Source organism: Qaidamihabitans albus, from assembly GCF_016464705.1.
Lineage (GTDB): Bacteria > Actinomycetota > Actinomycetes > Mycobacteriales > Pseudonocardiaceae > Qaidamihabitans > Qaidamihabitans albus.
Map to the genome: position 1 here is coordinate 125746 of NZ_JAEHOB010000007.1, position 18141 is coordinate 143886.

Consider the following 18141-nt stretch of genomic DNA (forward strand, 5'->3'; position numbering starts at 1 on the left):
TCCCGGAAGCTCAGGCGTCCCGGTCCCTGCTCTTCGCCCGCGAGCGCTCCTTGGCACGCTGGTTGACGTCCAGGGTGAGCTTGCGCACGCGCACGACGTCCGGACCGACCTCGACACACTCGTCGGAGCCGAGGAACTCCAGCGCCTCCTCCAGCCCGAGCTTGCGCGGCCGCGCAAGCCGCTCCAGCTCGTCCCCGGTGGAGGAACGGATGTTGGTGAGCTTCTTCTCCTTGGTGATGTTGATGTCGAGGTCCTCGGCCCGGGGGTTCTCCCCGACGACCATGCCCTCGTACACCTCCGCACCGGGCTCGACGAAGAACGTGCCCCGGTCGGCGAGCTGGAGCATCGCGTAGCCGGTGACCGGTCCGGAGCGGTCGGCGACCAGCGAACCGCTGTGCCGGCTGCGGATCTCGCCCGCCCAGGGGAAGTATCCCTCGAAGACGTGGTTGGCGATACCGGTGCCGCGCGTCTCGGTGAGGAAATCCGTCCGGAAGCCGATCAGGCCCCTGGCCGGCAGCACGTACTCGATCTTGATCCGGCCGGTGCCGTGCCCGGCCATGTGCTCCATCCGGCCCTTGCGGGACGCGACGAGCTGCGTGATGGCGCCGAGGTACTCCTCGGGCGCGTCCAGGTACAGCCGCTCGAAGGGCTCGTGCAGCTTGCCGTCGATGGTGCGGGTGACCACCTGCGGCTTGCCGACGGTCAGCTCGAAGCCCTCGCGGCGCATCTGCTCGACCAGGATCGCCAGTGCGAGCTCGCCGCGACCCTGCACCTCCCAGGTGTCCGGCCGCTCGGTGGGCAGCACGCGGACGCTGACGTTACCGATCAGCTCCGCGTCGAGGCGCGACTTGACCAGCCGTGCGGTGAGCTTGTCGCCACCGTTGCGGCCGGCCAGCGGCGAGGTGTTCACGCCGAAGGTCATCGAGATCGCCGGCTCGTCCACGGTGATCCGCGGCAGCGGGTCGGGGTGCTCGGGGTGGGCCAGCGTGTCACCGATGGTGATGTCCGGGATGCCCGCGATGGCCACCAGGTCGCCCGCGCTGGCCTCCTGGGCGGGCACCCGGGTCAGCGCCTGGGTGACCAGCAGTTCGGAGATGCGCACCTGCTGGACCGAGCCGTCCTCGCGCAGCCACGCGACCGTCTGCCCCTTCCGCAGGGTGCCGGCGTGGATGCGGACCAGCGCGATCCGGCCGAGGAAGCTGGAGGCGTCGAGGTTCGTGACCAGCGCGCGCAGCGGCGCGTCCGGGTCGGCCGTGGGCGGTGGAACGTGCCGCATCAGCACCTCGAACAGCGGGTCCAGGTTCTCGCTCTCCGGCAGCGCGCCGTCCGCGGGCTGCTCCAGACCGGCGCGGCCGTCCCGCGCGGCCGCGTAGACCACCGGCATGGACAACACGGAATCGAGAGCGGCGTCGTTCATGTCCTCGACGTCACCGGCCAGGTCGAGCAGCAGGTCGTGCGTCTCGTCCACCACCTCGGCGATCCGGGCGTCCGGGCGGTCGACCTTGTTCACCACGAGCACCACCGGCAGCTTCGCCTCGAGCGTCTTGCGCAGCACGAAGCGCGTCTGCGGCAGCGGTCCCTCGCTGGCGTCGACGAGCAGCACGACGCCGTCGACCATCGCCAGGCCGCGCTCGACCTCCCCGCCGAAGTCGGCGTGCCCTGGCGTGTCGATCACGTTGATCGTCACCGGGCCGCTGGGCGTCTGCCTGCGGATCGCCGTGTTCTTGGCGAGGATCGTGATGCCCTTCTCCCGCTCCAGCTCGCCGGAGTCCATCACCCGGTCGACCAGCTCGGCCCGCTCGGCGAAGGCGCCGGACTGCCGGAGCATCGCGTCGACCAGGGTGGTCTTGCCGTGGTCGACGTGTGCCACGATGGCGATGTTTCGGAGATCCGTGCGGACCTTCTCGGCAGTGGCTGTGGGCACGCGTCGGCTCCTGTGCGAAAGAGGTATTGGGGCGACCAGTGGGTACGGCGACGGCAGTGCCGCCGGACGTGGTCCCCTCCAGCATAGCCGCGGCGTCACTGTGCCCAGTGCCACACCTCGCCGCCGGACGTGGTCCCCTCCAGCATAGCCGCGGCGTCACTGTGCCCAGTGCCACACCTCGATCAAGGGTAGGCTCACCTAATGTGAAGCTCGCACCCAATCGGCGTGGAGCGTGAGGTGGGCAAGAAACACGGCGGCGACCCTCAGGCGGTCGTCCGCAAGCTGGTCAAATCCGGCAAGGTCAAGAAGAAGTGCTGCAAGTCCAAGCCGCGCTGCAAGAAGTGCCCCGTGCTCGCGCTCAAGAAGGCCAAGGCCAAGGCCGCCGCGTAACCCCTCGTGAGTGCCTACCCGAGTTAGAACTCGTGTGCGCACTCACGAGGGCGCAGCAGGGCCTGCAGTGCGGGCACGAGCACCCGGTCCGCGGGCAGCCAGTCCACCTCCGCCAGGTCCGCGGCGGCGAGCCAGCGCAGCGCCCGGTGCTCGACCGCACGCGGCTCGGCAGGCCCGCAGGCCAGCGACGCGCCGAAGACGCGCAGCACCTTGCCGCCCGGCAACCGCACGTCGCCTCCCACCCGGTCACCGACCACGACCTCGACGCCGAGCTCCTCGGCGCACTCGCGGCGCAGCGCGGCCGCCTCGGACTCGCCGGGCTCGACCCGGCCACCCGGCAGCTCCCACAGACCCGCGGCGTCGGCCGGGTAAGCCCGCTGCTGGGCGAGCAGGTGGCCTGCGCGCACGATCGCGGCGCCGACGATGACGGCAGGGCTCACGGGACGGCCACCCTACCCGTCGTGCCTGCGCCAGATCACCTGGAAGCGCGCCCCGCCCTCCGGTGACTCCCCCACCGTCACCCGGCCTCCGCGCCTGCGCACGGCCTCGGCCACCATCGCCAGCCCGAGCCCGGTGCCCCCGGACGTGCGGGCACGGTCGTCGGCGACCCGGTAGAAGCGGTCGAACACGTGCCCGCGGTGCTCGCGCGCGACACCCGGCCCGTCGTCGTCGACCACGACCCGCACCCGGGACCGCGAAGCGAGCAGGGAGACCACGATCTGCGTCTCGGCGTAGCGGCACGCGTTGCGCAGCAGGTTGTCCAGGACGAGCTCGACCTCGGCTGGCGTGGCGAGCGCCCAGGCCTGCGGCACGACGGCGCTCACCCGCACCGGCGGCGAGCCGTCGGGCAGCCGCCCTGCCGCGCCGCGCGCCTCGGTGACCAGCTCGACAGGCTCGGCGGCAGGCAGCTCGCCCGCGTCCGACCTCGCCAGCGTCAGCAGGCCGTCCAGCAGCGCGGACAGCCGCTCGGACTCGTCGAGAATGTCGGTGAGCGTCTCCTGCGCGAGTTCGGGATCCGGATTGGTCACCGCCACCTCGGCCTGCACCCGGATCGACGCGACCGGCGAGCGGAGCTCGTGCGCGGCGTCCCCGGTGAACCGCCGCAGCCGTTCGCTGACCTCCTCCTGTCTCGTCAGCAGCGCGTTGAAGTCCGAGGCCAGCGCCCGCAGTTCGTCGTCGGCCTCGGGCATGGGCAGCCGCCGCCCCGGAGGCAGCTCGCGCACCGAGCGGCGCATCCGGCCGACCGGGCGGAGCGCGGCGCGGACGCCGAGCCAGGTGGCGATCATCGCGACGAGCCCGCCCACCACCGCGACCAGCAGCAACCAGCGGGAGCCGTCGGCGACCGCGGCGCCGAAACCGACCATGGGCGCCCCGACCGCGACCAGCCGCTGCGAGCCGTCCGGCGCGGTGACCACGGAGCCGAGCCAGCGCCAGGTCGGCGCGTCTCCCACGCGCACCGGCAGCCCGGCCTTGAGGTCCCGGATGTCCTCGGCCCCGAGGCGGGCCGGCGGGTCACCGTCGACGGGTCCGCCCGCCGTGTCGAGCACCCGCACCTCGGTACCGCTCGGCCGGGCCGGTTGGTCGCCCGCCGCCACCTGCGCCGTCGCGGGCGCGAGCACGGCGGTGAGCTCATCGTCCACCGACTGGATCAGCAGCGGGCCGAGTGCCCGGCCCGCGAGCACCGCGAGCCCGAAGAGCAGAGCGAGCGTGATCGTGGTGGCGATCAGCGTGATCCGGAACCACAGGCTCCGCCGCAGCCACCAGCGGCGCGGTGTCCGGATCACCCGGTGATCGCCTGGTCGAGCTCGGGATCGGAAGCGAGGTAACCGTGCCCGCGCACCGTTCGCACGAAGGCACCCGCGCCGACGGCGTCCAGCTTGCGCCGGACGTAGCCGACGTAGACCTCCACCACGTTGCGCGTCGCCGCCTGCTCGTCGCCCCAGACGGCCCGCAACAGCTCGTCCTTCGTGACGACCGTGCCCGCGCGGCCGACGAGCACCTCGAGCAGCGCGAACTCACGCGGGCTCAGCGCCACCGGGTCCTCGCGCCAGCGCACCTCGCGGACGGCCCGGTCCACGACGAGCCCGCCGATCCGCAGGGTGCCGCGCGGATGCTCGGCCGCCGAGCGCCGCAGCACCGCCCGCACCTGCGCGACGAGCACCACGAACGAGAACGGCTTCACCAGGTACCCGTCCGCCCCGAGATCCAGCCCGTCCGCCTGGTCGACCTCGCCGTCCTTCGCCGAGACGAGCAGCACCGGCGTGTGCACGCCCTCCGCGCGCAGGTGCTGCAGAACGCGGTAGCCGGAGAGACCGGGCAACATGATGTCGAGCAGCAGCACGTCGAAGGCGCCCGTCTGCGCCAGGCGCAGCGCGCTCGGCCCGTCGGCGGCGGTCACCACGTCCATGCCCTCAGCACGCAGCCCGCGCTGCAGGGCCTTGCGCACACCGGGCTCGTCGTCGACGACCAGAACTCGCGGATTCACGGTTACCAGGATGCCGCTTCGACGCCCGTCGCGCGCGGACTCTCAGCGCACTCTCAGCCCGCGGCAGCTCTCAGGCCAGTCTCAGCACCGGTGGCGCACGCTCGGAGGTGGTTGAAGGGGCACACTGGGATCGAACAGGGAGTGAGCAGTGAATCCGAAACGGAAAGCAGTAGCCGTCGCGGCGGCCGGCACCGCGCTGGGGGTCGCGGGCCTCGGCGTCATCGCGATGCCGGCGGGCGCGGATGCGGCACCGGAGCTGCCGCCGGTCAGCGCGGAGGCGCTGGTCGAGTCGGTGTTCAGCGCCGAGTCACCCGCGCTGTCCGGAACGATCGAGCTGGACAACGGCCTCGGCCTGCCGGCCATCCCGGGCGCACCGGCGCTCGACATGGACTCGGCCAGGGTGCACAACGACGGCGAGGGACGCAGCAGGCTCGCGATGCAGGACGGTGGCACGGAGCGCACGATCGTGCACGACGGCGCGACCGTGTGGAATTACGACTCCGCGAGCAACACCGCCACGAAGACCACGCTGCCGGCGGAGGCGGCGACCGGCCACGGCATGACCGGGGACGGGCAGGTGACCGACCCCACCTCGGCCGCCAAGGACGTGCTGCAGGCGGTCCGGCAGAGCAGCACAGTCACCGTCGACGGCACCGCCAGGGTCGCCGACCGCGCCGCCTACGAGCTGGTGCTCACGCCGAAGCCGACCGAGCGGACGCTGCTGCGTGAGGTTCGGGTGGCGGTCGACTCGGAGACCAGGCTGCCGCTGCGGCTGGCCGTGCTGACCCACGGCACGACGGAGCCCGCGCTGCAGGTCGGGTTCAGCGACGTGGAGTTCGGCCCGCAGCCCGCCGGGCTGTTCCGGTTCACGCCGCCGCCGGGCGCCACGGTCGAGGAGCGGCAGGCGGACCAGGGGCGCGAGCACGCGCCGAAGACCGAGGCCGAGCCGCAGTTCGACGCCGTCGGCGAGGGCTGGGACACCGTGCTCGTCGGCGAGGTTCCGGCCGAGCTGCTCACGCAGCAGGCGCCCGGGAGCGACGACGTGAACGTGCGGGGTCTGCTCGGCCAGATCGGGAAGCCGGTGACCGGGTCGTTCGGTTCCGGACACGTGATCAGCACCAACGTGGGCAACGCCCTCGTCACCGACGACGGCCGCGTGGCCTTCGGGGCGGTGCCGGAGCAGGTTCTGATCCAGACGCTGGGAGACCGGTGAGCAGTTCGGTGAGCACGACGCTGGCCGGCGTGGACGTTCCGGAGGGGGCGTCCACGCCTGCCGGGCCGTTGGCAGCGCGGACCAGGGGGCTGCGCAAGACCTACGGCCGGACGGTCGCCGTCGACCAGGTGGATCTCGACGTGCCCGAGGGCGCCGTGCTCGGAATGCTCGGTCCGAACGGATCGGGCAAGACCACCACGATCCGGATGCTGCTGGGACTGGTGCGGCCGACCGCGGGCGAGGTGCGGCTGCTCGGCCACCCGATGCCGGAGGGAGCCGGGCACGCGCTGCCCGACGTCGGGGCCCTCGTGGAGGGGCCCGGCTTCCACCCGTTCCTCTCCGGGCGGGAGAACCTGCTCCGGATGGCCGCGGCCGAACCGCGACTGACCACTTCGGACATTCGCGGTGCCGTCGATGCCGCACTCGAAAGGGTCGGGCTCTCCGCCGCCGCGAACCGCCGCTACCGCGGCTACTCGCTGGGTATGAAGCAGCGGCTCGGCCTGGCCGGTGCACTGCTGGTGCCTCGGCGGATGGTGGTGCTGGACGAGCCGACGAACGGCCTCGACCCGGCCGGGACGAGGGAGATCCGCACGATCATCGCCGAGCTGCACGCGGCCGGGGTGACCGTGCTGGTGTCCTCGCACCTGCTCGCGGAGGTGGAGGCGACCTGCACGCACGTCGCGGTGCTGCACGCGGGCACCGTGGTAGCCCAGGGCGAGCTCGCCGAGCTGCTGGAGTCGGGTTCGCCGTCGCTGCTCGTGTCTACTCCGGATACTTCTGCGGCCATGGAGGCGTTGCGGAGCAAGAGGATTCCGTCCCGCCTCGCCCCTGAAGGAATTCGGGTGGATCTCACCGCCGCGACCGCGCCGGAGGTGCTCGCCGCCCTCGTGCGCGCCGATGTGCCGGTGCACGAGGCCCGCCGGGCCCGCACGGGGCTGGAGGATCTGTTCGCGCGGCTCACCCAGCAGGAGGCCGACGAGTCCAGGATGGACGGCCTTTCCGGCGTCGTCGAGGCGGATGGGGAGGCGACGCCATGACACAGGCGACGATGACCGCACGGGAGCGGGCGCCACGCGCACCGCTGACCCGCCTGTTGCGCGCCGAGCTCCGCTGGATCTTCCGCAGACCGCGCACGCTCGTGGTACTCGGGATGCTGGCGCTCCTGCCGGTGGTCGTGGGCATCGCGCTCACGCTCGTCGACTCGCCGGGCCCGCCTGGTGGCGGGCCGAACGGAGCGGGGGGCGGCGAGTCGCTGCTGGTCTCCGCAGGAGGCAACGCGCTGGTGCTGCCCGTGGCGGCGCTCGGGATGGCCCTGGCGCTGCTGCTGCCGCTGGCCGCCGCGATGGCCGGGGCCGACGCCGTCGCCGGCGAGACCGCACATGGCACGTTGCGGGGCTGGCTGCTCACGCCGGTGAGCCGGGGCAGGCTGCTGCTCGTGAAGGCGTTCGGCGTGGCCGCCGTCGCCGTCGCCGCGGTGGTGGCGATGGCGCTGACCGGGATCGTGACCGGCCTGGTGATCAACGGCGGCGGCACGCTGTTCACGCTGTCCGGCACCACGCTGTCGTTCCCGGCCGCGGTCGGCAAGGTCGCGCTGGCGGCAGGCTGGGTCGCGCTGCAACTGTGGGCGGTCGGCGCGGTGGCGCTGGCGATCTCCACCTGGACCGAGCATCCGATGCTCGTGGTGGTCTCGGTGCTCGCGGGGACGATCCTGTTCTCGGTGCTGGGTGCGCTGGACGCGCTGGACTGGCTGCACCCGTTCCTGCTCAACGACTCGTGGCAGGCCATCGGGGACGTGCTGCGCGACCCGGTGCCCACGGGAGAGCTGACCGAGGGCGCGCTGCGGGCGCTGTGCTACATCGCGATCGCGCTCTCGATCGCCTACGCCCGGCTGACCACCAAGGACGGCTGACGCTCGTGAGTGCGCACACGAGTTCTAACTCGCGTGCGCACTCACGAGCCGACCACCGCGATTCCGTCGGCGTCGAGCGTGAGCCGCACGTGGTCGCCGGTACGCAGATCCTCGGCCACCGGTGCGACGGCGTCCACGGTCGGCGGGCCGTTCTCCGGCCGGACGCACAGCCGCACGTGATCCCGCCGGTGCACCCGGCTCACCACCGCACCGGCCACCCCGGTGGTGGCGACGCGCAGCGCGTTCGGGCGCAGCCCCAGCCGCACGGCACCTTCGGGTAGCCAGGGCACCGTCACCGTGCCGAGCGGTGATCGCAGCACGCCGTCACGGACCTCCGCGTCGAGCACCGTCGTCACGCCGAGGAACCGCGCGACCCGCTCGTCGACGGGCCGCCGCCAGACGTCGCGTACCCCGCCCGTCTGCTGGATCCGCCCGCCGTCCAGCACGGCTACCCGGTCGGCGAGGGTGAACGCCTCCTCCTGGTCGTGCGTCACGAGCAGCGTGGTGATCTTCGCCCGGCGCAGCAGCTCGGCCAGGTCGATGGCGAGCTGCTCGCGCAGTTCGGCGTCCAGCCCGGAAAGCGGCTCGTCGAGCAGGAGCAGCCGGGGCCGGGGCGCCAGTGCCCTCGCCAGGGCCACCCGCTGGGCCTCACCGCCGGACAGGCCGGTGACCCTGCGCCGCTCGTAGCCGGACAACCCGACGAGGTCGAGCAGCTCCCGGACCCGGCCGCCGCGCTCGGCGGGTGGCACGGCGTGCATCCGCAGGCCGAACGCGATGTTGCCGGCGACGTCGCGGTGCGGGAACAGCTGCCCGTCCTGGAACACCAGCCCGAAGCCGCGCCGGTGCACCGGCACCCTGGCCAGGTCGGTCCCGTCCCAGCGGACCGCCCCGGTCGCCATCGGTTCGAGCCCGGTGATCGCACGCAACAGCGTGGACTTGCCGGAACCGGAGGGCCCGAGCAACGCGAGCACGTCCCCGTCCGCGATCTCCAGCCCCACGTCGCTGACGGCGGCGAAGGATCCGTACCGCACGGTCAGCCCGTCCACCGTCAGCACCGTGGTCTCCCCGAGCGCTCAGTCGACGAACGCGTCACCTCAGAACTCCCCCACCTGCGCCTGCGACGAGCGGAGCCGGTCGATCACCGACACCACGAGCATCGTGACGACCATCAGCAGCGCGCACGCCGCGTACGCCATCTGGTTGTTGAGCTGCCCCGGCCTGCTGATCAGCGTCGCGATCGCCACCGGCAGCGTCGGTGCGTCCGGCCGGGCCAGGAAGCTCGTGGCCCCGAACTCGCCGAGCGCCACCACGTAGCCGAAGGCCGCGGCCGCGACCACCGAGCGCGCGGTGAGCGGCAGGTCGACCTCCCGCCACACACGAGCGGGTCCCGCGCCCAGCGTGGCCGCGGCCTGGCGCAGCCGCTCGTCCACCGAGCGGAGCACGGGCAGCACCATGCGGATCACCAGCGGAATGATCACCAGTGCCTGCGCGAACGGCACGAGCAGCGGCGACGTGCGCAGGTCCCCGGGCAGCACGTCGAGCGTGACCAGGTAACCGAAACCCACGGTCACCGCCGAAACACCGAGCGGAAGCATCAGCGCGGCGTCCATGGTCTCCCCCATCACCCGCGCGCCGCGGCCGGGTGCGCGGCGCAACGACACGAGCACGACCGCGGCCAGTACGCCGACCAGCATCGCGAGCATCGTCGCGTCGGAGGCCGTCCGCAGCGAGTTGAGTGCCGCGTCCCAGCCGGTGACGTTGAGCGCACCGTGCTCACCACCGCCGGAAAGCCCACGATAGCCCGCGAGGCTCCAGCCGTCCGGAGTGGACACCGACCGGATCAGCAGCCCGAGGACGGGCGTGGCCAGCAGTGCCAGCACGCCGAACGCCGCGCCGACGACCCACCATTCACTACCCTCCGGACGGCGGGCCACGTCCCGCGCCGAGCGCAGCCGCAGCGCCGTCTCCCGGCGGCGCCGGGCGAACGCACCGGCCGCGAGCGCCGCGGCGACGGCGGCGAGTTGCAGCACCGAGAGCGCGGCGGCGCCGGAGAGATCCAGCAGGTTCACCGTGCGCAGGTAGATCTCGGTCTCCAGGGTGCGGTAGCGCGCGCCACCGAGCATCAGCACGACGCCGAAACTGGTGGCGCAGAAGAGAAACACCACCGCGGCCGCCGAGGCGAGGGCGGGCACGAGCGCGGGCAGCGTGACGTTGGCGAACGCCCGCCACGGCGAGGCGCCGAGTGCCCGCGCGGCGTCCTCCCCGCGCCGGTCGAGCTGGGCCCACAGCCCGCCGACCGTGCGTGCGACGACGGCGACGTTGAAGAACGCGTTGGCCAGCACGATCGTCACCACCCCGCCAGCCGGCCACAACGCCCGGAACGCCAGCCCGACGACGACGGTCGGCAGCACGAACGGGATGAGCACGAGGGTGCGCACGGCGCCGAGGCCGGGCAGCCGCACCCGCGCGAGCAGGTACGCGATCGGCAGCCCGGCGGCCAGTGCCACCACCGTCGACACGGCCGCCTGCGCGACGGTGAACCCGGCGATCTGCCAGGTCTGCGCCTCGGCCAGTACCGTCCCCACGCCGCCGGAGGAGAAGCCGAGCCCGAGAATCGCCAGCACCGGCCAGGCGAAGAAGACGGCGAGGAACCCGAGCGGCAGCAGGGCGAGTACCGCGACCCCGGCTACCCCTCCAGCAGGCCGCGCCACTGCTTGATCCACTGTTCCCGGCCCGCCTGCACCTGCTCGCCCGGCAGCGAGGCCGGGTCCTCCGGCAACGGTGCGGCCTCTGCCCACGCGGACGGCAGCTCGACGCCCTCCCGGGTCGGGTAGACGTACATGTTCTCGGCGAGGATGGACTGGAACTCCTGGGACAGCAGGAAGTCGACGACCTTGCCCGCGTTCTCGGTCTGCCCGCTGTTCGCCAGCACACCGGCGTACTCGACCTGGCGGTAGCAGGTGTCCAGCAGCGCCGTCGTCCGCGGTTCACCGTCCTCGCCGATCTCCGCGGCCGGGGAGGAGGCGTAGGAGACCACGATCGGCCGCGGGCCCTCGCCGGAGGAGCCGGAGAACTCCTGGGTGTAGGCCTCGGTCCAGCCGCTGACGGTCTTCACGCCGTTGTCCCGGAGCCGTTTCCAGTAGTCGGTCCAGCCCTGCTCGCCGTACTCCGCCACGGTCGCGAGCAGGAAGGCGAGACCGGGCGACGAGGTCGCCGGGTTCTCCACCACCAGCAGGTCACGGTAACGCGGTTCGGCCAGGTCCTCGAACGTCTCCGGCTCCGCGAGCCCCTCCTCGGCGAACCATTCGGTGTCGACGTTGACACACACGTCTCCCACGTCGACCGCGGAGAGCCGGTGCTGCGGGTCGATGGCGTAGCGCTGCGGCCCGCGGTCCGCCTCCGGACTGGTGTAGGGCTCGAACACGCCTTCGGACAGCGCACGGGAGGCGAACGTGGAGTCGACGCCGTAGGCGACGTCGGCGATCGGGTTGTCCTTGGTCAGCACCAGCCGGTTGGTCAGGGCGCCCGCGTCACCCTCGGGGAACACGCGGAGCCTGATCCCGGAACGCTGCTCGAAGGCGTCGAGAACCTCCTGCGGGACACTCCACGACTCGTGCGTGACGAGAGTGACCGTGTCCGGGCCTTCGGCCTGCTCGTCGTTGCCACCGAACAGCGTGCAACCCGTGACCAGCACGCCGACGAGCAGGTACACCGCCGCCGCACGGACGACTCTCATTGAACCCTCCTTGTTCCACCGGCAAGAAGGAGAGCTCGGCCTCCCTGCGCCGGCATGATCCGGATCAGGTGCGAACGGTCGTGGGGCTCACACCCACCTCTCAGTCCGGCGAGGCCGGACTCCCGTGGCAGAGGTGCAGCGTACCCGCCTTCGTACCACCATGGACGCATGGCGGAACTACTGAACGACGAACGTATCGACGAAGCCCTGGTCAATCTCTCCGACTGGCAGCGCAAGGGCGACGCGCTGGAACGCACTGCGCAGCTTGCCGACTTCCCGCAGGCGATCCAGGTGGTCAACCGAGTCGCGGAGATCGCGGAGAGCGAGAACCACCATCCGGACATCGACATCCGGTGGCGCAACCTGACCTTCCGGCTGAGCACGCATTCCGACGGCGGCATCACGCAGAAGGACGTCACGCTCGCCGGCGAGATCGACGAGGTGATCAACTCGGTGTGACCCTTCGCGCACCGGTGGCGGCGTGTTCTCGCGACGGCGCCGGGTATCCGCCTGCCGTCGGAGGGAGTGCGCGATGAAGAAGGTCCTGGCAGCGCTGGCGGCGGTGCTGGTGATGGTGCTCGGCGCGTTCACGGTGCCTGCCGCGGCGGCCGCCGGAGTGGCGGAGGACGGCGCGGCGGCGCGGGACGATGTCCAGGCGATCACGGTCGGCAGCCTCGCCTTCATGCTGATGATCACCGCGGCCGGCGCGGTCGTGTACTACACGGCACGTTCACGGTGATATCGGTCACAGTGGACGCCTCCGTTGACGCAGCAGCCTGAGCCCGAGGCCCGGTAACCCCCGGCGGGTCGCCGCTGAGAGGATCGGCGGATGACCGCGTCGAACTTCACGCAGCGGCAGGTCCGGGCCGTCGCGGTGATGACCATCCTCGGCCTGGCGATGTTCGCCGTGATCCTGCTGCGCGCCGAGCCGGACTGGACGCTGTGGTTCTTCGGCGGGCTGATGGTGCTCAGCGCGCTCGCGTTCTGGACCAGCTACCTGCTGCAACGCCGCAGGCAGGCCCGCAGGGACGCCCGATGACGAGCCGCTTCCACACCGTTCCGCGGCCCGGATCTGGTCGGCTGTCGTCGCCCAGCAGAGCCGGACCGTGCTGGTGGCCGAGCGGGACGGCACAGTCGCCGGCCCTTACCGCAGACGGGGAGTCGCAGGCTGCTACTCGTTGCCGTCGTCGAAGTCGCCGAATCGAGCGGCTGCTACAAATCCGGTTCGAACGCACGCACTCGGATGCCGTCAGCCCCTGGAGCGGAACTCCGCGGGATTGCGTGGCGGAGCGACGTCCGGCCGGGTCCAGCCGGCAAACTTCGCGGCAATGTCGGCATAGCCCATCGAACCGGTAGAGGCCGCGATCACGACGTCGTAAGCGTCGTCTTCCGGCGCGTCGAGATCGGTTCCGTTCAGCCCGTAGAACACGAACGCGGCCATCCAGGCGAGCCGTTTGTTGCCGTCGACGAGTGCGTGGTTACGCACCACCGACTCAAGCAGCACGGCTGCCTTCTCGTGCAGAGTTGGATAGGCGTCCTGGCCCATCAAGGAAGACTGTGGCCGGTGCGCCGCCGAATCGAGCAGTCCCAGGTCGCGGATCTTGGCCACGCCCAAGTCGTGCGCGAGGATCAGCAGATCTTCGAGCGTAAGGTACTCGACTGTCACTGCGCCAAGCGATCAAGCAGAGACTCGTACCGCGTACGCCCCTCGGACGACAGGGCACGAACCCGGCCGTCACGGATCCGGCGAGCGGCAGCGTCCGCTATCGCCCGCACGACCGCCTCGTGCTTGCTCACGCCCTCGGCATCGGCCAGCAACGCGAGCGCACGTTCCTGCTCGTCGGTGAGGCGCAGTGTCATAGCCATGCCCCGCATGCTACCACTGTGGTAGCAGATGGCCTGGCCTGTCGGTAACGCAGCATCCTCGGCCTGGCGATGTTCGCCGTGATCCTGCTGCGCGCCGAGCCGGACTGGACGCTGTGGTTCTTCGGCGGCTGATGGTGCTCAGCGCACTCGCGTTCTGGAGCAGCTACCTGCTGCAACGCCGCAGGCAGGCCCGTAGCGACGGCACTCAGCCGGAACCGGGCAGGTAGGACGGCGCCCGCCGGGCGTCGGCGGCCCGTTCGAACGCGGCCGCGAGTCCGAGCGCCCTGGCGTCCTGCCAGCGCGCCGTCATGAACGACACGCCGAGTGGCAGCGGGCCGGCGAACCCGGCGGGAACCGTGACGTTCGGGTAGCCGGCCACCGCCGCGGGCGTCGAGGAGCCCAGCAGGAAGTCGTCACCGTCGCCGTAGCTGGTCCGCCACGCCGGGCCGTTGGTCGGCGAGACGATCGCGTCGAGGTCGTGTGCGGCGATGACGTCGTCCAGGCTGCGGCGCGCCAGTTCCGTCGCGGCCGCGCGCTGCCGCCGGTAGCCGGGGTCGTCGGTGCCGGGTGCGACGAGTGCCTGCTCGAACAGCTCCTGCCCGAACTTGCTCAGCTCCACCGGATCGTCGCGGTTGAACTCGATCAGCTCCTCGAGCGTCCGCGGTGCTCCCGGTCGCGTGCGCAGGTACGCCTCGATGTCGCGGTGGAACTCGCTGAGCAGGGCGGCCAGCGAGTGTTCGCCGATCTCCTCCTGATGGTCGAGGCTGACATCGACGACGGTGGCGCCCTGCTCGCGCAGCAGCCGCACCGTGGACCGCATGGTCCGGTCCACGTCCGGGTCCAGCCCGGCCTGCCGCCACACACCGATCCGGGCCCCCCGCAGCGCGTCGAGCCGGAGGTGGGCGGCGTAGTCCGTCGGCTGGTCCGCCGGGTAGGCCGAGGTCGCCGGATCGCGCGGGTCACGGCCCTGCAGGACGCCGAGCGTGATGGCGGCGTCGACAACGTGCCGGGCGATGGGGCCCGCCGTGTCCTGCTCCGCCGAGATGGGCACGACCCCGGTCCGGCTGACCAGCCCGAGACTCGGCTTGTGGCCGACGACGCCGGTGGCACCGGCCGGGCAGACGATCGAACCGTTGGTCTCGGTGCCGATGGCCACCTGGGCCAGGGAGGCCGCGACCGCGGCGGCGGAGCCGGACGAGGAGCCGCACGGGTTGCGGTCGAGGACATGCGGGTTGTGGGTCTGACCGCCGACCGCGGACCAGCCGGAGGTCGCGTTGGTGGAGCGGAAGTTCGCCCACTCGCTGAGGTTCGCCTTGCCGAGCACGACCGCGCCCGCGGCGCGGAGCCGCCGCACGAGGTGCGCGTCCCGCAACGGCCGGGCACCGGTCAGCGCGCGCGAACCGGCCGTTGTCGCCATCGCCCTGGTGTCGATGTTGTCCTTGAGCAGCACGGGAATCCCGTCGAGCGGGCCGCGCAGCGTGCCGGTACGGCGGCGCAGGTCGCTGCGCCGTGCCTGGGCGATCGCGCCGCGATCGACCTCCAGAACGGCGCCGACCTTGCCGTCGATGGAGCGAATCCGGGCGAGATAGGCGCGGGTGAGCGCGACGGCGTCGAGCTCACCGCGCGCCATGCGCCCTTGCAGGTCCGGCATGGTGGCCTCGTCGAGCGCGAAACCGAGTTCGGGCGCGTTCCCGCGCACCGCCGCGGCGGGTGACACCAGACCGGCGAGGGTGACCACGACGAGGGCGGCGAGCAGGGTCCGTCTCATCCCGGCATTCCAGTGACCCGCCCGAGCGCTGTCAATCCGACGAAGGTGGGGCGAAGCGCCGGCGCATCGCCGCGTACGGCGCGGCACCTGTCCGGACGAAGCCGATCCGCCGTCGAACACGGCCACGCGTCCGACTCATCCGTCCCCGGGGAGTCGCTTTTCGATGGCGGCCAGCCGCTCGACGATCTCGGTGAGCGTGTTCTCGATACGGTCGAGACGCGTGCCGAACTGGTCGGCGGCCGGCTGCTCCTCCGCTTGCGCACCGGGGGCACCGGACAGCATCTGTAGCGCCCGCAGCCGCACCCGCGCGAGGTCGGCGCCGAGTTTCACCACGATCTGTGCCCCGACGTCTTCACCCTCCCGTATGAGTCCGAGCAGGACGTGCACGGTGTCGATGTCCACGTCACCGAGCTGAAGTGCTTCCTGCCGGGCGAACTCCAGCACCGACTTGGCCTGCGAGGTGAACGGCATCTGCCCGCCCGGCGGCCGAGGGCCCTTGCCGACGATCTCCTCGGCCTGCCGCCGGGCCGGTCCGAGCGTGATACCCGACGACTCCAGCGCCCGGGCGGCGATACCGTCGGCCTCGTGGACCAGGCCCAGCAGGACGTGCTCGGTACCGATGTGGTTGTGGTTGAGCATCCGGGCCTCGTCCTGAGCCAGAACGACCACGCGCCTCGCACGATCGGTGAACTTCTCGAACATCCTTCCGAGTATGGCGTGTATCACTGTGGCTGTGTACCGGAAGCGGTCAACTGTCGTGAGTATCGATGCGGCGTCATCTGCCGTCGTTATCGCCGCGTCCGACACGCTGACGGCCACTGTCCTGACTCAGTGCAATTGCGTGGCGCGACGGATACGCGGTCTGGCCACGGTCACTGAATCTGGCTCAGGGAGACACAAACGATGACGACCATCGACAAGATCGCATGGACCAAGTTGGAGAACGGCAAAATTCTCAGCACCCGATCACACGGGAAGGACGTCTACTACCTCCCGGGCGGGAAGCGCGAACCCGGCGAGACGGACATGGAGACCCTCGCCCGCGAGATCGGCGAAGAACTGACCGTCGTCGTCGAGACTGACAGCGCGACGCACGTCGGCACCTTCGAAGGACAGGCGCACGGCCACCCGACCGGAACCGCGGTCCGCATGACCTGCTACGCCGCGGATTACCAGGGAACGTTGACTCCCAACAGCGAGATTGCAGAGTTGATCTGGCTGACCTACGCCGACCGGGACCGCGTCTCGCCCGTTGACCAGATCATCTTCGATCACCTCCGCCAGCGTTCCCTGCTCAGCTGATCAACCCGATGAGCAGCGGCCTTGCGAGCCCAACAGCAGCCCATCTCCGCAGGTCAGCGGTCGTGAGTGCGTAACAGTGTTCTAACTCGCGTGCGAACTCACGAGAGGTGACCAGGCACAACGCGGCGGCTGCAGGATCAAGGACAGGGCAGTCAGACGTTGAAACGGAACTCCACCACGTCGCCGTCGGCCATCGCGTAGTCCTTGCCCTCCATCCGCACCTTCCCAGCGGAGCGGGCGGCGGCCATCGAACCCGCTTCCACGAGGTCGGCGTAGGACACGACCTCGGCCTTGATGAAGCCACGCTCGAAGTCGGTGTGGATCACTCCCGCCGCCTGCGGTGCGGTGGCGCCCTGCGGGATCGTCCAGGCGCGCGCCTCCTTCGGCCCGGCCGTGAGGTAGGTCTGCAGGCCGAGCGTGTGGAAGCCCGCCCTGGCGAGGGCGTACAGGCCGGGTTCGTCCTGGCCGACCGACTCCAGCAGTTCGCGGACCGACTCCTCGTCGTCCAGTTCGAGCAGCTCGGCCTCCACCTTGGCGTCGAGGAACACGGCGTCGGCCGGCGCGACCAGCTTGGTCAGCTCCTCCCGCCGCGCCTCGTCGGTGAGCACGCTCTCGTCGGCGTTGAACACGTACAGGAAAGGCTTCGTGGTGAGCAGGCTCAGCTCGCGCAGGCCCTCGAAGTCGACCTCCCGCTGGGCGGAGAACAGCGTCCGGCCGGAGTTCAGAATCTCCCTGGCCCGCTGCGCGTTCTCCAGCGCCGGCCGGTGCTCCTTCTTGGTCCGCGCCTCCTTCTCCATCCGCGGCAGCGCCTTCTCCAGCGTCTGGAGGTCGGCCAGGATCAGCTCGGTGTTGATCGTCTCGATGTCCGAGAGCGGATCGAGCTTGCCCTCGACATGCGCGACGTCGGGGTCCTCGAAGACCCGGATCACCTGGCAGATCGCGTTGGCCTCGCGGATGTTGGCCAGGAACTTGTTACCGAGGCCCGCCCCCTCGGACGCGCCCTTGACAATGCCTGCGATGTCCACAAAGGACACCGTCGCGGGAACGGTCTTGGCCGAGCCGAACATCTCCGCGAGCCTGGCCAGCCTAGGGTCCGGTAGCGGGACGACTCCGACGTTCGGCTCGATCGTGGCGAACGGGTAGTTCGCCGAGAGCACGTCGTTACGGGTCAGTGCGTTGAACAGGGTCGACTTGCCGACGTTGGGCAGACCGACGATGCCGAGGGTGAGACTCACGACCGGGCAGTCTACGTGCCGCGACAGGGCGCCGGATCAGCCGTCATCCTCGCCTTCCTCGCCCTGCTCGCCGTCACCACCTTCACCGCCGTCGCCACCTTCTTCGCCACCGCCGTAGCCGCCGTTCTCCTCCTGCTGCGTGCCGCCGTCCTCCTGCGGCTGGGTCTCGTCGCAGGCGGCGGAGAACCCGATGGCGCCCGCGGCGGCGACGGCCGCCGCCACTGCGCGGAATGACCGTTTACGGATAGCTGAGCTCATACCCGTCGACGGTACGGCGCCACCCACGTCGGCGCATCCGATCCTTCGTGTCCGA

General features: G+C 71.2%; 20 protein-coding genes, 1 pseudogene and 1 riboswitch. Of the genes and pseudogenes, 8 read left to right on the top strand and 13 right to left on the bottom strand.

The genetic code is table 11. The annotated features are described in order from the left end of the window. Positions 1-10: 10 nt before the first annotated feature. Complete coding sequence (gene typA / locus JAP66_RS15770; RefSeq protein WP_199432491.1) at positions 11-1924, bottom strand: translational GTPase TypA; 1914 nt, start codon at positions 1922-1924, stop codon at positions 11-13. A gap of 237 nt (positions 1925-2161) precedes the next feature. Between typA and JAP66_RS15775 the strand changes: the two genes are divergently transcribed. Next, positions 2162-2314 (top strand): hypothetical protein, encoded by a 153-nt coding sequence (locus tag JAP66_RS15775; protein ID WP_199432492.1) that lies wholly within the window; start codon positions 2162-2164, stop codon positions 2312-2314. A 23-nt stretch (positions 2315-2337) separates the two neighbouring features. Here the strand turns inward: JAP66_RS15775 and JAP66_RS15780 are convergent, their stop codons facing one another. From JAP66_RS15780 to JAP66_RS15790, 3 genes are read right to left on the bottom strand one after another with little or no spacing between them, the layout of a single operon-like run. Then, positions 2338-2754, bottom strand: a complete 417-nt coding sequence (locus JAP66_RS15780) for a (deoxy)nucleoside triphosphate pyrophosphohydrolase (RefSeq protein WP_199432493.1) — start codon at positions 2752-2754, stop codon at positions 2338-2340. Between the two features lie 12 nt (positions 2755-2766). Then, complete coding sequence (locus tag JAP66_RS15785; protein ID WP_372448981.1) at positions 2767-4095, bottom strand: sensor histidine kinase; 1329 nt, start codon at positions 4093-4095, stop codon at positions 2767-2769. Further along, positions 4095-4799, bottom strand: a complete 705-nt coding sequence (locus JAP66_RS15790; protein WP_307849579.1) for a response regulator transcription factor — start codon at positions 4797-4799, stop codon at positions 4095-4097. Before JAP66_RS15790 ends, JAP66_RS15785 begins: the two co-directional genes overlap by 1 nt. 148 nt (positions 4800-4947) lie before the next feature. Between JAP66_RS15790 and JAP66_RS15795 the strand changes: the two genes are divergently transcribed. From JAP66_RS15795 to JAP66_RS15805, 3 genes are read left to right on the top strand one after another with little or no spacing between them, the layout of a single operon-like run. Beyond that, entirely contained in the window at positions 4948-6012 is a 1065-nt protein-coding gene (locus tag JAP66_RS15795) for a LolA family protein (protein WP_199432495.1), read from the top strand. An 8-nt stretch (positions 6013-6020) separates the two neighbouring features. Then, on the top strand, positions 6021-7049 hold the full coding sequence (locus tag JAP66_RS15800) for an ABC transporter ATP-binding protein (protein WP_199432690.1): 1029 nt from the start codon (positions 6021-6023) through the stop codon (positions 7047-7049). Beyond that, a complete protein-coding gene (locus JAP66_RS15805; protein ID WP_199432496.1) occupies positions 7046-7921 on the top strand; it encodes an ABC transporter permease subunit in 876 nt (291 codons plus the stop codon). The genes JAP66_RS15800 and JAP66_RS15805 overlap by 4 nt, the downstream gene beginning before the upstream one ends. A 41-nt stretch (positions 7922-7962) precedes the next feature. On the opposite strand, the gene JAP66_RS15810 is transcribed toward JAP66_RS15805, so the two are convergent. Genes JAP66_RS15810 through JAP66_RS15820 form a run of 3 tightly spaced genes read right to left on the bottom strand, consistent with a single transcriptional unit; the run spans position 7963 to position 11657 of the window. After that, on the bottom strand, positions 7963-8976 hold the full coding sequence (locus tag JAP66_RS15810; protein ID WP_199432497.1) for an ABC transporter ATP-binding protein: 1014 nt from the start codon (positions 8974-8976) through the stop codon (positions 7963-7965). Between the two features lie 39 nt (positions 8977-9015). Beyond that, positions 9016-10632 carry an ABC transporter permease gene (locus JAP66_RS15815; RefSeq protein WP_372448975.1) on the bottom strand — a complete coding sequence of 539 codons (1617 nt, stop codon included), beginning with the start codon at positions 10630-10632 and terminating at the stop codon, positions 9016-9018. Continuing rightward, a complete protein-coding gene (locus JAP66_RS15820) occupies positions 10608-11657 on the bottom strand; it encodes a thiamine ABC transporter substrate-binding protein (protein ID WP_199432498.1) in 1050 nt (349 codons plus the stop codon). Before JAP66_RS15820 ends, JAP66_RS15815 begins: the two co-directional genes overlap by 25 nt. Before the next feature lie 24 nt (positions 11658-11681). After that, positions 11682-11793: riboswitch (TPP riboswitch) on the bottom strand. A 32-nt stretch (positions 11794-11825) separates the two neighbouring features. On the opposite strand from JAP66_RS15820, the gene JAP66_RS15825 reads away from it, so the two are divergent. The 3 genes from JAP66_RS15825 to JAP66_RS15835 all read left to right on the top strand — a co-directional run bounded on the left by JAP66_RS15825 (position 11826) and on the right by JAP66_RS15835 (position 12696). Next, positions 11826-12116 carry a 4a-hydroxytetrahydrobiopterin dehydratase gene (locus JAP66_RS15825; protein ID WP_199432499.1) on the top strand — a complete coding sequence of 97 codons (291 nt, stop codon included), beginning with the start codon at positions 11826-11828 and terminating at the stop codon, positions 12114-12116. Positions 12117-12189: 73 nt separating this feature from the next. Then, positions 12190-12396, top strand: coding sequence for a hypothetical protein (locus JAP66_RS15830; RefSeq protein ID WP_199432500.1), 207 nt, complete (start codon positions 12190-12192; stop codon positions 12394-12396). Between the two features lie 90 nt (positions 12397-12486). Beyond that, positions 12487-12696, top strand: a complete 210-nt coding sequence (locus JAP66_RS15835; protein WP_199432501.1) for a hypothetical protein — start codon at positions 12487-12489, stop codon at positions 12694-12696. Between the two features lie 210 nt (positions 12697-12906). Here JAP66_RS15835 and JAP66_RS15840 read toward each other — a convergent pair whose 3' ends face one another. The 4 genes and pseudogenes from JAP66_RS15840 to JAP66_RS15855 all read right to left on the bottom strand — a co-directional run. Beyond that, positions 12907-13323 carry a type II toxin-antitoxin system death-on-curing family toxin gene (locus JAP66_RS15840; RefSeq protein ID WP_199432502.1) on the bottom strand — a complete coding sequence of 139 codons (417 nt, stop codon included), beginning with the start codon at positions 13321-13323 and terminating at the stop codon, positions 12907-12909. Beyond that, positions 13320-13523: a CopG family transcriptional regulator gene (locus tag JAP66_RS15845; protein ID WP_199432503.1), complete on the bottom strand. Its 204-nt coding sequence runs from the start codon at positions 13521-13523 to the stop codon at positions 13320-13322. Before JAP66_RS15845 ends, JAP66_RS15840 begins: the two co-directional genes overlap by 4 nt. Positions 13524-13728: 205 nt before the next feature. Further along, positions 13729-15291 (bottom strand): amidase, encoded by a 1563-nt coding sequence (locus JAP66_RS15850; protein WP_199432504.1) that lies wholly within the window; start codon positions 15289-15291, stop codon positions 13729-13731. A gap of 156 nt (positions 15292-15447) precedes the next feature. After that, positions 15448-15993 (bottom strand): annotated as a pseudogene (locus tag JAP66_RS15855) (Clp protease N-terminal domain-containing protein); the annotation flags it as partial. A gap of 201 nt (positions 15994-16194) precedes the next feature. Here JAP66_RS15855 and JAP66_RS15860 point away from each other — a divergent pair. Next, entirely contained in the window at positions 16195-16593 is a 399-nt protein-coding gene (locus JAP66_RS15860) for an NUDIX hydrolase (protein ID WP_199432506.1), read from the top strand. 152 nt (positions 16594-16745) lie between these two features. On the opposite strand, the gene ychF is transcribed toward JAP66_RS15860, so the two are convergent. Both ychF and JAP66_RS15870 read right to left on the bottom strand, forming a co-directional pair. Continuing rightward, positions 16746-17828 (bottom strand): redox-regulated ATPase YchF, encoded by a 1083-nt coding sequence (gene ychF, locus JAP66_RS15865; RefSeq protein ID WP_199432507.1) that lies wholly within the window; start codon positions 17826-17828, stop codon positions 16746-16748. A 36-nt stretch (positions 17829-17864) separates the two neighbouring features. Continuing rightward, a complete protein-coding gene (locus tag JAP66_RS15870; protein ID WP_199432508.1) occupies positions 17865-18086 on the bottom strand; it encodes a hypothetical protein in 222 nt (73 codons plus the stop codon). Positions 18087-18141: the final 55 nt, after the last annotated feature.

Bases quoted from the DNA above. Each gene is read 5' to 3' on its own strand.
- JAP66_RS15820 (WP_199432498.1), bottom strand. From the start codon at position 11,657: ATGAGAGTCGTCCGTGCGGCGGCGGTGTACCTGCTCGTCGGCGTGCTG.
- JAP66_RS15830 (WP_199432500.1), top strand. From the start codon at position 12,190: ATGAAGAAGGTCCTGGCAGCGCTGGCGGCGGTGCTGGTGATGGTGCTC.
- JAP66_RS15860 (WP_199432506.1), top strand. From the start codon at position 16,195: ATGACGACCATCGACAAGATCGCATGGACCAAGTTGGAGAACGGCAAA.
- JAP66_RS15870 (WP_199432508.1), bottom strand. From the start codon at position 18,086: ATGAGCTCAGCTATCCGTAAACGGTCATTCCGCGCAGTGGCGGCGGCC.
- JAP66_RS15845 (WP_199432503.1), bottom strand. From the start codon at position 13,523: ATGGCTATGACACTGCGCCTCACCGACGAGCAGGAACGTGCGCTCGCG.
- JAP66_RS15805 (WP_199432496.1), top strand. From the start codon at position 7,046: ATGACACAGGCGACGATGACCGCACGGGAGCGGGCGCCACGCGCACCG.
- JAP66_RS15835 (WP_199432501.1), top strand. From the start codon at position 12,487: ATGACCGCGTCGAACTTCACGCAGCGGCAGGTCCGGGCCGTCGCGGTG.
- JAP66_RS15850 (WP_199432504.1), bottom strand. From the start codon at position 15,291: ATGAGACGGACCCTGCTCGCCGCCCTCGTCGTGGTCACCCTCGCCGGT.
- JAP66_RS15825 (WP_199432499.1), top strand. From the start codon at position 11,826: ATGGCGGAACTACTGAACGACGAACGTATCGACGAAGCCCTGGTCAAT.